The organism is Neorhizobium galegae, assembly GCF_017877135.1.
GTDB classification, from domain to species: Bacteria; Pseudomonadota; Alphaproteobacteria; order Rhizobiales; family Rhizobiaceae; genus Neorhizobium; species Neorhizobium galegae_A.
This window is the reverse complement of the sequence record NZ_JAGIPH010000006.1, coordinates 1-14,316: the sequence shown is the minus strand read 5'-3', so window position 1 is coordinate 14,316 and position 14,316 is coordinate 1. Positions and strand designations below refer to the sequence as shown.

General features: G+C 55.0%; 11 protein-coding genes. 5 read left to right on the top strand and 6 right to left on the bottom strand.

Annotated features, from left to right (window positions below):
* Positions 1-93 precede the first annotated feature (93 nt).
* The 6 genes from J2858_RS17200 to J2858_RS17175 form a co-directional block, all read right to left on the bottom strand.
* On the bottom strand, positions 94-2,892 hold the full coding sequence (locus J2858_RS17200) for a hypothetical protein (protein WP_210106076.1): 2,799 nt from the start codon (positions 2,890-2,892) through the stop codon (positions 94-96).
* Between the two features lie 256 nt (positions 2,893-3,148).
* Positions 3,149-3,817: an acyltransferase gene (locus tag J2858_RS17195; RefSeq protein ID WP_210106075.1), complete on the bottom strand. Its 669-nt coding sequence runs from the start codon at positions 3,815-3,817 to the stop codon at positions 3,149-3,151.
* Positions 3,814-4,620, bottom strand: coding sequence for a glycosyltransferase family 2 protein (locus J2858_RS17190; RefSeq protein ID WP_210106074.1), 807 nt, complete (start codon positions 4,618-4,620; stop codon positions 3,814-3,816). Before J2858_RS17190 ends, J2858_RS17195 begins: the two co-directional genes overlap by 4 nt.
* Positions 4,621-5,883 (bottom strand): O-antigen ligase family protein, encoded by a 1,263-nt coding sequence (locus tag J2858_RS17185; RefSeq protein ID WP_210106073.1) that lies wholly within the window; start codon positions 5,881-5,883, stop codon positions 4,621-4,623.
* Between the two features lie 97 nt (positions 5,884-5,980).
* Positions 5,981-6,346, bottom strand: a complete 366-nt coding sequence (locus tag J2858_RS24260; RefSeq protein ID WP_281067744.1) for a CatB-related O-acetyltransferase — start codon at positions 6,344-6,346, stop codon at positions 5,981-5,983.
* A 395-nt stretch (positions 6,347-6,741) separates the two neighbouring features.
* Complete coding sequence (locus tag J2858_RS17175) at positions 6,742-8,067, bottom strand: lipopolysaccharide biosynthesis protein (protein WP_210106071.1); 1,326 nt, start codon at positions 8,065-8,067, stop codon at positions 6,742-6,744.
* A gap of 1,139 nt (positions 8,068-9,206) precedes the next feature.
* Here J2858_RS17175 and J2858_RS17170 point away from each other — a divergent pair.
* Genes J2858_RS17170 through J2858_RS17150 form a run of 5 tightly spaced genes read left to right on the top strand, consistent with a single transcriptional unit; the run spans position 9,207 to position 14,088 of the window.
* Positions 9,207-10,433: a glycosyltransferase gene (locus J2858_RS17170; RefSeq protein WP_210106070.1), complete on the top strand. Its 1,227-nt coding sequence runs from the start codon at positions 9,207-9,209 to the stop codon at positions 10,431-10,433.
* On the top strand, positions 10,430-11,602 hold the full coding sequence (locus tag J2858_RS17165; protein ID WP_210106069.1) for a polysaccharide pyruvyl transferase family protein: 1,173 nt from the start codon (positions 10,430-10,432) through the stop codon (positions 11,600-11,602). Before J2858_RS17170 ends, J2858_RS17165 begins: the two co-directional genes overlap by 4 nt.
* On the top strand, positions 11,599-12,162 hold the full coding sequence (locus J2858_RS24330; RefSeq protein WP_210106068.1) for a putative colanic acid biosynthesis acetyltransferase: 564 nt from the start codon (positions 11,599-11,601) through the stop codon (positions 12,160-12,162). Before J2858_RS17165 ends, J2858_RS24330 begins: the two co-directional genes overlap by 4 nt.
* Positions 12,163-12,187: 25 nt before the next feature.
* Positions 12,188-13,180 carry a nitroreductase family protein gene (locus tag J2858_RS17155; RefSeq protein ID WP_210106067.1) on the top strand — a complete coding sequence of 331 codons (993 nt, stop codon included), beginning with the start codon at positions 12,188-12,190 and terminating at the stop codon, positions 13,178-13,180.
* Entirely contained in the window at positions 13,180-14,088 is a 909-nt protein-coding gene (locus J2858_RS17150; RefSeq protein WP_210106066.1) for a glycosyltransferase family 2 protein, read from the top strand. Before J2858_RS17155 ends, J2858_RS17150 begins: the two co-directional genes overlap by 1 nt.
* Positions 14,089-14,316: the final 228 nt, after the last annotated feature.

The window sequence follows — 14,316 nt, the reverse complement described above, 5'->3', positions numbered from 1 at the left end:
TAAACATGCTTTGATAAGCATGCCTCTGGCGATGTTGGAGGCATCGGCAGAATGGCGGATGCTTTGTCCAATGTTGCGATAGGGTAGACGAGATCATCCACCAGTCTTATCCGGTTGAACGGTTTCCTTGACTTCCCCTGTTAGAGAAATCGGGGACTTGTCGGCGCGGAAGGCACGGATTTCATAGGCCTGAAGGGTCAGGTTTAGGCTGCCGTCAGTGCCCGATACTGTTTTCACATCTGTCAACTGACGCACCATGCCCGCACTTTCGGTCCGAATGAGAGCTTGGACGGGCTTGGGCGAAACATTGACGACATAGAACATTTCGCCATGTTGGCGCAGTATGAGCTTATCCGAGCTGGACGCGCGACGGTCGAAGGGCACTCGTGGCAATGCCGTGAATTCGCGCATGAAGGCAGCGGTCTGTTGATCTCCAAACACGTAGCCGTTGCCGCCGTCTCCGAGTTGGAACACATCGAACAATCCAACAAGTTCGGCGAAGCGCGCCAGTCGCTCCCGCCCGGACGGCTCTGACGATGCGCTGATCCATGGTTCGCCCCTCGTATTGGGCAGGCCGATCCTGGCACTCGGCCAGACTCTGGAACCTGGGATCTCCATATATTGCATCGTCACCATCGTCTCCGGACGTCGATCGGCTGGGGCGAGTGCCGAAAGAGCATCCGGCGCGAGTGCCGCCGTGCGCAGATAGTTTTGCCATGCCGTCCCGCTCTCCTTGTTTCCGTAGCTGAAACGCCCGTCGATCAGGTGCAGTCCGGGAATGGCGGCCAGAAGTATCGAATCGATGCCAATCTCGCGCAGTTCCTCGTAACCGGGTTGTTGGCCATGGCCCATAGCAGAGACGTTGATGGAAACGGTGAGGTCAGGTCGAATTGCGCGAACGGCTGCGGTGATGTCAGCGAAGATGTCGCGGATCTGGACACATCGCCAAGTCACCCAGCGCGCTCGAAATTTACCGGTGAGGATTGCATAACGAGCATGGGCCCCATCGGGGGTGTCGTTGCTGAGATCAAGGCCTGCGGGTGGAACCAGCCCGGTATCATGGAAGAAACGTGAGACAGTGGCTGCATCATAGCCCCACTCAAGCGACACGAAATTGTTCAGAGACGAATTGACCCATTGCGACACGCGCAGCTGAACTCCGCCAAAATTGGGGAATTTCTGGTAGCGTTTGGTGAATTCGACGATCATATCCCGATACCAAGCGCGAACGTCCGGATCGATCGGATTGTAGTGGGGTGGCCTGCGGATTTGGTTCGTTGCCTGATACAGGTTTGTCTCTCCGCTGCCAGAGAGCAACAGTCGCCGCCCGATCTCGGCCTCCGTGCGTGCGGGCCACAGCAGTTCGTCAGCGCGCGGGTGTAGCTCTGGCATGACCCGCATCCCGTAATGCTGCGCGCCGAGAAGAAAAGCGGCGGTCAAGTCCTGACGTTGCCTGTTGAACGCGATATTGAAGTGGGACGGAGAGAGCTGTGACCCGTAGATCACCACCGTCGGCGAGAAGACTGTGGTCCCCGCTGCGCGGGCAAGCCGTAGATAGCGATCGACCGGTCCAACGATGACATTTGGAGCGGAGCTGAGGCCCACGACGGCGCGAAAACTGTCGCCCTCTTCGTTCCAGATCACCATATCACGGTTGCCCGGATTCGGTGGTGCTGCGGGCGCCTCGTCCGTCGCCATGCTGTAGACGCGGACACGCGACACAGCCGCCCGCATGCCGTCATGCATCGTGAAGACGATGACGCGCGCCTCGGAACTGCTTGGCCAAAATACGGCTTCCCGTGTTTGCATCTGATGGGACAGCGGCCACTGCGCTCCGGTTTCCATGCCAATCGATGTGGGATAATTGCGTGTTGCTGTATCTCTTATCGCGGCGACCATAACCCGCTGGGCATCGTCGGGATAGGTCACCTCGAACAGGGCCGGTTGCCCCGGGGTGAGGCCGCGGACGGTGTAGGCGAACCAGCTCGGTTCACCGAAGAGAGCCTGCTTGCGGGCAAACCTCGTGACCCCGTTCGAACCGCTCTCGCGATACGCTTCCGGGCCATTTCCCGTCACCGTGGTTTCTCCCCCGGACGTATAATCCGGGGCTTGCGCCACCGGATCGATGTCGATCAGGAGGTCACCACGGTGGAAAGACGGCTCGACGATGCGAGAATCGAAAACGCTGTATCGGTAGCTGCTCTCCAGCCGGGCATTCCCTCGCCCGCCGGGCATGGTGACAACAACGGACACGTCACCGGCAGCATCGCAGGGCAGATCCAGAGACAGCGTGACAGGCGCAGGTGTCGCGGGGACATTCAGGTCCTGTTTGCCGATGAAGGCATTGCCTCTTCGAAACAACGCCGAAATGCGCGCCGCCTTGCCTGTCCCTCCGGTCACGATTTGCATTGGTTGGCAGGCACCGACACTGGCCACGGAGGAGTCTGCCGATACCAAAACGCGGAAGGCCCCGGGCTGATCGTCATCCGGCGCGACGAGCCGGATCCTGTCGATCTTCTTCAATCCATGCCAGAAGTAGTTACCGATGCGCAGCCGGTGCGTCCCCGCATTCAGCCAAACCCAATCACCTGGACGCAGAGCCCCTGGGATGGCCTTGGCACCTTGCGGCGGCTCAGGCGCGTCGATGTCAAGTTCATGCCAGTCAAGATCCTGGTCGCGGCTGCCGATATCCAGCCGTCGCCAACCGGCGCTTGTGACTTCAAACGAGAACTCAAGCCAGCCAATCTGTCCACTTGGCAGGTCTTGGAAACCCTTTTCGGGTTTCGCTGGCAGGAGTTGTGCCGTCGCAGCGGCGAACCAAGTATCCGACGGTGTCGTTGGGTCGATGACGATGTCGTCCGACGAAGCAGCGGCTGTACCGGCAAAAAGCAAGAGGCATGCACACAGCGTCGAGCGAAACCGGTTCGGCGCACTTGCCTCGCCAAACCCATGCCACGCCGCCCTCGCGGAAAAGCGAACCCGTTGTGAACGCCCCCGCGAGCTCAAGCCAAACCATACGGCAAACGAGGCGCAACCTGGCGGCATGGCATTCGCCTCCTTCAATCCAGCACTATTTGTTCGGAGCGTAATACCAAGTGTAGATGATTGGAACCTATAGGTTTCTATTTTCGACACTTGGTATAAGCTATCAGCTGACAAACCCGCTCTCACGCCGGAAATAGGCCGCACCTTCTCGCGTTTTCTTTACAAAGACAGCGGGAACTCCACCATAAATGCCATCCGGCTCGAGACCAGGACGCGCAAGCACCGAACCGGCAGCCAGCACGCTGCGATCCGGGAGCCGTGCGCCCTTGAGTATGACGACGCGCGTGCCAACAAAACAATATTGGCCGATTGTCACAGGGGCGCAGCTTTGGCGGCAGGTATCCAGATCTATGGCGTGCGTAAGAATCTGTGATCCCCATCCGGCGAAGGTGGTAAATGCCTCGATGGTGACCAAGTCAGTGCAGTCGATGAGATGGCGGTGAGTAACCGCCGCGTGCGGCCCTATTATGAGGCCTGGAAAGCGGTCCACCTCTTCATGAAAATGCCGCCGGTTTCCGTCGGGCATACCGCCAATCCAGTTGAGATTACCCAACAGCGCCGAGTCGGCCATCTCGACACGGCGCAGCCGCGTGATGACCGTCAAATGGCCAATCCGCGCGCCACTGCCCATCTGCAGATGCCGAGCTAAAACGATCGAGAAACCTATACGGGCGGTCGGCGCAATTTCGAAACGGAATATAGCCATGATTAGCCTGCGCCTGATAGTCCAGGGCAGTATCCACAGCGCAACCTGAATGAGGGCTCCAATCATTGCACGCTCCGGCGATAGATCGGCCCGAACCGAAGGCGTTCCAGCAACGCCTTCGGATGCATCAGATGGTTTACCATGCGCAGGACCCGAGAAATATACCGATCGTTACGGCCATACGGACGTCCCATGATTCGCTCGAACCTGTGCCGGGAGAAGGCAAGTATCTTCTCATTCAGCTTTCCGCTGCTGGTGATGCTCACCGGATGCAGTCTGTAGCAACTGAGGAAAGCATCAATGATCCCAAAGCGGGCGCCCGTCTGCGAGAGGTCTACGAGCAGTTCGCCGTCCCAGTTGCTCCGGTTGGCAACTTTGAAACCTCCCGATCGAATAAAGGCTTCCCGTCGGATGAAGGTCGATGGCTGTATCTGTGTGGATGCGCCATAGGCGACCATCAGCGGCCGGAAGGGCTCGGACCATGTCCGCCGCAACCGGCGATCGTGGTGATCGATGATCAAGGCATGTCCCATCACGACATCCACGTCCGGATGGGTGTTGAAATATGCGGCAACGCGCTTCAGCGCGTCCGGTTCAAACGTGTCATCCGAGTTCAGATAACAGTAAATGTCCCCGGTCGCATGGCTGAAGCCTTTGTTAAGACCGTCGGCCGGCCCATCATCCGGCTCGAAAACTGTGTGTGCCAAACGATCGGCATGACTAAGGATGAAGTTCCGGCTGCCGTCGGTCGAGCCCGGATCGACGACAATATATTCTACATCGACGCCAGTTTGGTCGAATACGGATTTCATCGTCCGCTCCAGAAACTCCGCCTGGTTGAATGAAATCGTAACAACAGAGAACTTCATCTAGTGGCCTTTAACTTTCGACGCGGTGAAAAATTTGTTTGTGATTACCTTTGGGCTCGCCGGTGCCGTCGCCTTACCCCGATCTGCATAGAGGATCATGAGGTACAGCCAAACGGCTGTCACCATCCGCCGCTCCAGGCCAAACGGTGAGAATGGAATATCCCACAAGAGGCTGATGCCAATGAACACGACGAAACCGGCGAGGGGATCAGGACGACGCACGGCCGCAAGTATCCCTTTTATGGTGATATACAGGGCCCAGAACCAGAATGTTGCACCCAGGATGCCGTGCTCGACCCAGGCGCCCAGCAAATGTGAATGGGTCGGGATAAGGTCGCTCTGAACGTTCATCCAATTGACTTGGAGCCCTGCCTCCTCCATTCGGCTCAACATCAGAAAAACGTAATCGATATCGTGAGCCCAGGAACCATGGCCAAAGATTGGGGCATCGATGATGGCTTGCGTAGACGCCAGCGATTCTGTCCGCCCCGCCAATAGGAAGTTCAGTTTCCCCTCATTTTGCGCGATATATTTGTCCTGGGCTTCGCGGCCGAGAAGTCCCTCGCTTGCCGTATACTTGTAAAGGTTGACAACGGTCATCCCCACGACCAGAGCCGCGGCGAGAATCGTCAAAAGATACGGAGTTGACAGCGGTCGGCGACGCCCGCCGATGAATGCTACAACGAGACCCGCGAGTGCCGTTAGGCCTGTGAGGTTGCGCGCATTCAGCATCAGGGCGATGAACGCAGCGGCAAAAGGTGGCAGGCTGCTGAATGGCCGTAGCCAGACCGATCGCAGGGCATAGGCCGATACCAGCAACGACGCCATGCTGAACAACTGTCCATAGCCGAATTTCCACGCGTTTCCGAGCGGGTCTTCCGCCAGCTCGTCGCCGTTTAAGCCCAAAGCAAGGCGCAGGGAACTGGCGACTGCCAAGGCAAATATGAGCAGCACGGCTCGGCTCCGGTCAGTGCCGACTAGGCTTCGAAGTGCCGTGACGTTCAGTACGAAAAAGATGATCTTCGCTTGTCCGCGCACCGCGTCTTCGAAAGTTGACTGGTTTATCAGGTCTGACGAGATGGCACCGATAAACCATAGTCCCGCAAGGATGTAGAAATGGCGGATCGATGGAAGGTCTGATTTCCCTTGGGCCAGTGCTTTGATGGCAAACGGAATCATTAACAATTCTGCACCGGTCAGACGGCCGCCAGAACTGAATTCAACGATCATCGCCAAGGCGATCAGTACGAGGAGCAAACGCACAGAAACTCTGGTCCTTACATCGCCGGTTCAAAAAGTTCCGCAATTACAGCAAATGGTCGCGGGACCATCGTCGAGAATCATGTTCTCTTAGTCTATGTCAAAGTCGATCACCTTCGGCATCTTCAAGCGCTATTGCTTCGGCCTTGGAACGCAACGCGTCGACGTCGTTGACGGTCCATTCTTCCTTCGTTGAGAAATGCTCCGCGATCTTCGATAGGATATGATCCGGGTAGTTCCACCACTCAAGGGCAAGAAGCGACGCTCTCACATCCTCAGCAAAACGGTATCCTATGACTTTGGCCGGAACACCTCCGACGATTGCATAAGCATCTACGTCTTTGGTGACAACAGCGCCAGCGGCTACAATTGCTCCATCTCCAACCCTTACTCCATCCAGAATAACAGCGCGGACGCCGATCCACACATCATTGCCGATATATGTCTCGTGAATTTCGTCAAACATATTGGTCGTCACAAAGGTCCGACCAGACTGCATTCGGGTTGAGTAAAACGCCGGATGCGACGAAAGCCAACGTGATGGATGCTTGCCGAGGCCCCCAATGACCACATCCGGGCCTATGCTACAAAATTTTCCGACATGTGTCTTGGAAAGTATCGACCCTGCGGAAATGTATGAATAGTCACCCAGGGTAGATGCCATAACCTTCGAGCGCCGACCGATACGGCAGTATTTACCAATTTTACTGGTATGACCAACGAAGGCGTTTATTGGAGCATAGTATATGTCGGAGCCTGTTCTGCGGCGCCAATGTCCGGAAAGCAGCCAAGTTACTCGTTGTAGTATACCCATGGGGAGCTTGTTCCAATGCCTGTGACTGAGATCTTCAAAAAGCTAATTCAGAGCACTTGTTCCCGGACATGATGCGGAACGTTTTTCTCAATATAAAATACCGCAAAATACCGGAAGAAATAAACAAAGGCCGTCACCAGCGGCAATGCAAAAATTCCGAAGAGCCATATTGAGGCGATCTTTGAAGGGATAAGCACGGCAATAAATACAATTTGCAGGTAAAAAAGCCTTTTTGGCCCTTCTGTGGCTAGAATGCTGCTTTGCCGAAGACCTATGAACGAAATGGACACAGCCACGAACCCAAATGCAGCCAATGACAGCATAGGAAAGACTATTTCCAAACCCGTCCAGAGATGGAGGACCTGCGTATGAAAAATCGCCAGCAGAATTGTGGGAATAATTGTGACGACCAGCAACGCTACCGATGACAAAAGTCTGATCTTTTCGGCCCACTGGGCATTGCCGCTGGCGATCGCACCAGCTATGGCCGGCCAAAGCGGCATCACCCCGACGCTCGCCAATGCCGGAATATAGTTGAAGGCGCGCGTGATCAGATCGTACGACGTTGCTTGAGAAGGGCCCAGCATGGAGCCGATCAGCACGACATCGAAGCCGGTTTCGATGTAGGGACCGATCTGGAGAATGGTGTAGCGCAGCCCTTCCGGCATCAGGCGGCGCATCGTGGCGGCCGAGACGCAGAAAGTCGGCGAAATGTCCCGGCGATTGTATCGGAACAGGCGGGCCGTATTGAGCCAACCAACCAGTGCCGGCAGGCACAGCATGGCGAAAACGTAGGCCCAAAGGCCCAAATGGAGCTGGTAGGCTGCATAGACGCCTCCCAGCGATGCGACCCGTCCTGCGCTCATCCACAGGTTGGCTTCATAGCTGCGCTGGAGCGCAAACAGAACGCGCTGGGTAATGGCCGCCGGCAAACCGATCACAACGCCGGCCAATAGCACCAGCCAGGCAAGAATATTGTCGGCGATCAAGGTTTCCGTCAGAACGAAAGCACCGATCGTCACCGCGCCGACGACGAAGATCACCGCTGCAATACACAGAAGCAGGCTCCAGGTATCGCTGATCAGTCGCCGCGTTTCCGCGTGATCTCCGCGTGCTTCGGATGTCGCAATCGGGTTGACCATCGCCAGACCCATGCCGAAATCCGCATAGGCGATAAACGTCGCTGCCGACAGGATTACCGCGAAGATTCCGTAGTCGTGCGCGCCAAGTCCTGCCAAGGCCAGGGGTACTGTCAGAAATGCAATGACGAGATTGATGCCGCGTGCTCCAAAGGCTCCGGCGACATTGACCAGCAGACGAACTCCGTGACGCGCCTTGTTGTTAGGTATCGGCTTGACCAAATTTACTACCATGAAATTCCGTATACACGTCTCAAGAGTGGACTTGGCAAACTACATCTTCATGCAATCGGTTTATCCTCGATGGCTCGCTCGACTATAGCTTTAGCGACTAGTTTTTTGGAGCTTGGTTCTAGTGTATGCGCTTGTGTTAAGGTCAGGCAAGTGGCTGAGGCGTGCGATTTGGATCAGAGATGAAAATATGCAGCGATAGCCGCGCTTGCGTCACACAGCATGCGCCGCTTCATCATGCGGGACTTGCAGTCACCATCACGCGGCCAATACGAACGGGCGCAGGATGATCGGCAGCGGAGGGCGGCTGGTGGTTCACGCTGGAGGGGCGCGGCTATTGGCCGTGTAGCATGGTAGGCTTTTGATCCATAGCCTGCTGATGCCCAGCTTCCTTGGCCTTGCAGTATGGCCAGCGCCGCTTTCGTCTGTCTTCAGCGCTCGCCGAGGGTGGAACGGGAGCGCCCAGCCTGCTTTGACTGATCGCGGCAGGCCAGAAAGATCAAGCGCATCAAACGGATAGCGCAATGCTGCGAGAAAAGAAACACAATTTCTCCGCTCTTGTTTTCCTCGCCGCCGTATTCATCTTGATCAACTTCACCCGTATCGCCTAGTATCGTTTAGTAAATAAAATCGATTTTGATGATGTTTTTCGGCCCGCTGGTGTGGATGTATTTAGATTTCGCGGGTAGGAGGCAGGTGACGTTGCGGATATCGGCAATCGCTGTCGTCACTGTTTTCCTGCGGCTGTTTCTTCGTCATCCGAAGAGCAGCTTGGCTGGAGGCGTGAATTGAGTGCCTTGCAAAAGGCGAGGAGCTTATGGTGATGAATTGTTCGTGCAGTTACAATCTGGCTTTGGGGGCGGCGAATGCTACACGGGCTTCGGATTCGATGGCGTCGCGCTCTTCAAATTTTTCGTGAGTTGTGTCTATTTTAGTTTTTTAATAAACGGATCCTGTTCGCTCATGTCACTGGTTAAAGAAATTTGCTGCTATTTCAGCAGTGCATGTCTTCGTTCGCGAACCAATCGACCTAAACCTGGGCGAACTGTTATTCGATTGTATATGCTGGCTTTCTATATTTCTTTTATCTGCCGCTGTTGGCAGCGACGCAGCCTGATTTATTCTGGAATGGTGCAAAAAATATGAGGATCTTGCGGGTCGTATCCAGTTTGAACCCCGCCGCTGGTGGGGTGGTGGAGGCTGTTCGCTCAACCACCATAGGCCTTATGGATTTGGGTCATGAGGTTGAAGTCGTAACTCTCGATAAAGAGGGACAGGCGTTTTTATCAGATTTCCCATGTCTTGTTCATCCGGTTGACCGGTGGTTTCGAAAATATGGATATACGCCGAAGCTGACGCAGTGGATTGCGCAGCATGGCGGTGAATACGATGTCGGGGTGATCGAAGGCCTCTGGAATCACGCCTCCATTGGCGGTTATCAGGGTATGAAGTCTGCAAACTTGCCATATATAGTTTTTCCCCATGGGATGATGGACCCTTGGTTTAGGGTGCAATCCCCCGTTAAGCACGTTGCCAAACAGTTTTTCTGGTGGGTGTTCCAAGGGCGTGTCCTGGGTGGCGCCAAGGCGGTGGCCTTTACTTGCGACGAGGAGAGGCGCTCCGCGCGGAACGTGTTTTGGGGGCCTGCCTACACGGAGGAAACGATCCCGTTGGGAATTCCGGATGTCCCCCCGTTTTCGCAAAACCAGGCAAGGTGTTTTCTCGAACTGGTGCCAGCGGTAAAAGGGCGCCGTTACGCCTTGTTCATGAGCCGAATCCATCCCAAGAAGGGTTGCGATCTTCTCATTGAGGCGTTTTCGAAAGTCGCTGACGAACACCCCGATCTGGATCTGGTTATGGCGGGACCAGACCAGCTCGGGTGGAAAGCTGAACTCGTGGAACTGTCGCATAAATTGGGAATAGCAAGTCGCATCCATTGGCCGGGGATGCTGGAAGGCGACGCAAAATGGGGCGCGGTTTATGAAGCGGACGTCTTTGTCTTGCCGTCGCATCAGGAAAATTTTGGTCTCGTCATACCGGAAGCAATGGCGTGCGGGACACCTGTATTGACCACACGTCGCGTGAATATATGGCGAGAGGTCGAAGAGACGGGAGCGGCTATCATCAAGGAGGATACGAGGGAAGGCGTCCTTGATCTTCTTCAATCCTGGAACAGGCTGCCCATCTTGGAAAAAAATAATTTCAAGATCGCAGCTAGGCAGGGCTTCCTGAATCAGTTTCATATTGATGGTTCTGTTCGGAGATTAGCAGATCTTCTGGAAAAATCGGCTAGGCCACCGTCCGGTGCAGATAGAACGTTATCCGCTCTCAGCCAGTCAATGCATTTGAGCAAGGGATTTTCGGCGTGACTTCGAAACGTATTGGTATTCTGACTTATCATTTCTCCGAGAATTTCGGCGCGTTGATGCAGGCTTATGGTTTGCGTCAATGGCTTCTCGATCAGGGGCACCAGGCTGAGTTCGTCAACTACCATCCAAATTACGTTGAAGAAGGGGGCGATTTTGAGAATCTGCTTAGCCCTGCTGCTTTCCGCCGCAATCTGAAGGTGGCCTATCTTCGTCTCTCGACGCTCCAGCGCAAGCTGTTCGGCAGCAGGCTCCAGGCAGAAAGGTTCGAAACTTTCCGCCGTGATGTGCTTGGTGTAAATAGTGATCGTTTAAAGAACCAGGCCGAGGTCGAGGCATTCTTCGCTAGCGCCTCCGGCAGGTTCGATGCGCTTGTCTGCGGCAGTGACCAGATCTGGAACCCATCGCCACAGAAAGGACTTGACCCTGTTTATTTCCTGGCGTTGAAAAATACGGGGAATGCCCGGCATATCGCCTACGCACCGAGCTTCGGCAAGGGCAGCCTGGAGTCTTCCTTCGAGGGCGACATGCGCCAATTTCTCACCGGTATGCACGGTCTTTCCGTTCGTGAGGAGAGCGGCGTCGAGATTGTTCGGCGCATCACCGGTCGCGCTACCGTCTGTGTTCCCGATCCGACGATCCTTCTCGGTGACTTTTCCAAACTTCTCGCACGCGCCGAGCCTGTGGGGCGGGGACATGTCTTCTGCTATGCACTGCGCACGGGGGACGGAATTCGCGAGGTTACGACGCGGGTATCGCAGACGCTGGGAGCGGAAATTGTGTCGCCCTACAATGTCCACCGTCGCTGGCGCGAGATTGGCAAGACCGTGTACCCTTCGCCGGCCGGCTGGGCGGCAATGATCGATCAGGCGTCATTTGTCGTCACCAACTCGTTCCACGGTACCGTATTGAGCGTCCTCCTTCGTAAGCCGTTCCTTACCGTCGGTCTACCTGGTTCAAAGGGCGGCCTTAACGAGCGAGTGCGCAATCTCCTGGGCCAACTCGACCTGATGGACAGGTTCGTGCAGGCTGGTGACGTGGAAACAACGCGCCGCCGGCTCGGCGAAGAGATCGACTGGGAAGCTGTTCATGGCAAACTGCTCGCCATGCAGGCAACCGGACGGGACTATCTCTCCGCACAACTGCTGGAAACAGCAGGAGCGACCCTGTGACTGACTTCTCAAGTCTGCGTTATGTCGACACCATTCCCAGGTCGCTGAAAATAAAGCGTGGGATCTGGGTTCTGGTTTGGCTCATGTTGTTCCGGCCGACGCCCCGCGGTTTCTGTAACGGCTGGCGGATCTTCTTGCTACGTCTCTTTGGCGCGCGCATTGGCAGAGGCTCCAAGGTGGCCGCCTCCTGCTTCGTCTGGGCCCCGTGGAACCTGGAGATGGGCGAACTGTCGGTGCTTGGAGATGGTGTCGATTGTTATACGATGGAGAAGATCGTGATCGGCTCGAAGGTTGCCGTCAGCCAGAGAAGCTTCCTGTGTACGGGGTCGCATGACATCACCTCGTTGCGTCGCCCACTTATAACCCGGCCGATCATGATTGGTGATCATTGCTGGATTGCCGCTGAATCCATGGTGATGCCCGGGGTCACGATCGCAAGCGGCACGGTTGTAGGCGCTCGCTCGCTCGTCACCAAGGATTTGCCGGCTTGGTCCGTGTGTGCCGGTCACCCCTGTGTTGTCATCAAACCCCGCCGCGTGGCCTCGGAACTCGCCGCATGAAACGGTATGTCTACGGAGATCGTCTATGGTGGAACTCGTGAGCAAGATCCAGAAGGTAAGCATGTTCCTAACGGAATATTTTGCCGATGCCGCTACTTATTTCCGCTACTGTGGGATCTCGCCTTTCCAAGATAAAACGCGCAAGCTGTTTTACAAGATCCTGATCGAGGCACATGCCCTCGAGAAAGGGCTTTCGCTTGCCAATCCGCGTTCGCTATTCGGGGCGGCCAAGATCCGCTTTCTGATGAAGGCGGTCGATAGGTACGATTTGACTTTCTCTCGCTTGCCGGGTGAGAAGGTTTGCGGGATTTTTCATGCCTATATCGACTTGCATAGCAAGCGTGCTGTCAACGATCCGCTGCTGGTGGAGATGGCGGCCTTTCTCGATCGCTACGAGAAGGTCAACTCCATCAGTCCCGATGGTGGACTGAGGCGGTTGGACGACGAGACCTATGACGAGTTTCCGCCAGCAGCACGCCTTCTGGTGTCGCGCCACAGCAACCGTATGTTTGCCGATGAGACGCTGGCGCGTTCCGATGTTGAGAACATTGTGCGCATTGCCCAGTCCGCGCCATCACAATGTAATCGTCAGTCCTGCAAGGCATATTTCTTTCAAAACCGGGATGATATCGATAGACTCCTTAAACTACAGGCGGGCTCGACGGGCTTTTCTGCCGATGTCAACAACCTATTCGTCATCACATCCGATCTCGCCGCCTGGGGCGGCGCGCAGCAGCGCAACCAGGCCTATGTCGATGGCGCATTGTTTGCGATGAATGTAATGCTTGCTTGTCATGCGTTGGAAATTGCATCCTGCCCGCTTAATCTCGCGGTCACTCATAAGGTGGAAAACGCCATCAAGCAGGTCGGCTCCATCAACGAGGGCGAGCGGTTGATCATGATGATCGCCGTTGGTCGACCCGTGTCGCGCGGTGCGTTGAAGGTGGCCCGTTCGCCGCGGCGTCCGCTTGCAGAGATCCTCGTGACAAGGATGGCCAACGAAAGGCACGCGTTGTGATGCTTTCTCTATCCGTAGTCATTCTCACCTACAATGAGGAACGGCACATCGCGCGGGCGATCGGCAGCGTCAAGCCGTTCGCCTCCAATATCGTTGTCATCGATTCGTTTTCGACTGACCAGACGGTTGAAATTGCGCGCGCGCTGGGGGCAACCGTCTTGCAGAACCGCTTCGTCAACCAGGCCAAACAGTTCCAGTGGGGAATGGACAATGCGATCATAGAATCGGATTGGGTGATGCGTCTGGATGCCGACGAGGTCATCGAACCCGAACTAGCAAAGGAAATTTCCGAGCGCATTCCTGCACTTGGTCCGGACGTCGCGGGAATCAATCTTAAGCGCAAGCATGTGTTCTTGGGAAAATGGATCCGACACGGCGGGCGCTATCCGCTGATTCTGACCCGTATTTGGCGTAAAGGGCAGGGCCGCGTTGAAGATCGTTGGATGGACGAGCACATCGTCGTTTGGGGTGGGGAGACAATTACATTTGATGCGCCGTTCGTCGACGATAATCTCAACGATCTTAGTTTCTTTACTGAGAAACATAATAAATATGCAAGTCGTGAAGCTGTTGAAGTTCTCGGTCGTCGTTATGGTTTGCTTGAAGATAAAACACTGAAAGACGACAGGTTATCGCGACAGGCCTTTGTGAAGCGCTTCGTAAAGGAAAAGATATACGATCGTATGCCATTCTCGGTGTCTGCGCTTGGGTATTTTGTAATGCGTTATGTATTCCAATTGGGTTTTCTTGATGGCCGCGAAGGGCTTATCTATCACTTCCTTCAAGGGTATTGGTATAGATTCCTTGTCGGATCTAAAATATTGGAATTTGAGAGATCTATTTCAGGAATGGACACTTCAGAACAGAAAAGAGATGAATTGTCGAGAATTAGTGGATGTCGATTGTAGCGTTGATTTATATTTTCATGGGCTTCATTGAAGATATTTTTTTGTATTTTATAGTTTTTCTATTTTGACCGTTTTATTTGATCGATGATTTCTTCTGTCCTATATTGAATTGAGCTCTGGTCTGTCGAAGAGGTGAACTGCTCCCAGACATTGGGCCAGCGGAGGCTGGAGTTTTCCGGCTTCAGTCAGGGAGGCGGACTGGTTACGCTTCCCGGATTCATCAGTGCG

Coding starts and splice junctions, on each gene's coding strand:
- J2858_RS24260 (WP_281067744.1), bottom strand. CDS start 6,346: ATGTTTGACGAAATTCACGAGACATATATCGGCAATGATGTGTGGATC.
- J2858_RS17170 (WP_210106070.1), top strand. CDS start 9,207: ATGAGGATCTTGCGGGTCGTATCCAGTTTGAACCCCGCCGCTGGTGGG.
- J2858_RS17175 (WP_210106071.1), bottom strand. CDS start 8,067: ATGGTAGTAAATTTGGTCAAGCCGATACCTAACAACAAGGCGCGTCAC.
- J2858_RS17155 (WP_210106067.1), top strand. CDS start 12,188: ATGGTGGAACTCGTGAGCAAGATCCAGAAGGTAAGCATGTTCCTAACG.
- J2858_RS17190 (WP_210106074.1), bottom strand. CDS start 4,620: ATGAAGTTCTCTGTTGTTACGATTTCATTCAACCAGGCGGAGTTTCTG.
- J2858_RS17195 (WP_210106075.1), bottom strand. CDS start 3,817: ATGATTGGAGCCCTCATTCAGGTTGCGCTGTGGATACTGCCCTGGACT.
- J2858_RS17150 (WP_210106066.1), top strand. CDS start 13,180: ATGCTTTCTCTATCCGTAGTCATTCTCACCTACAATGAGGAACGGCAC.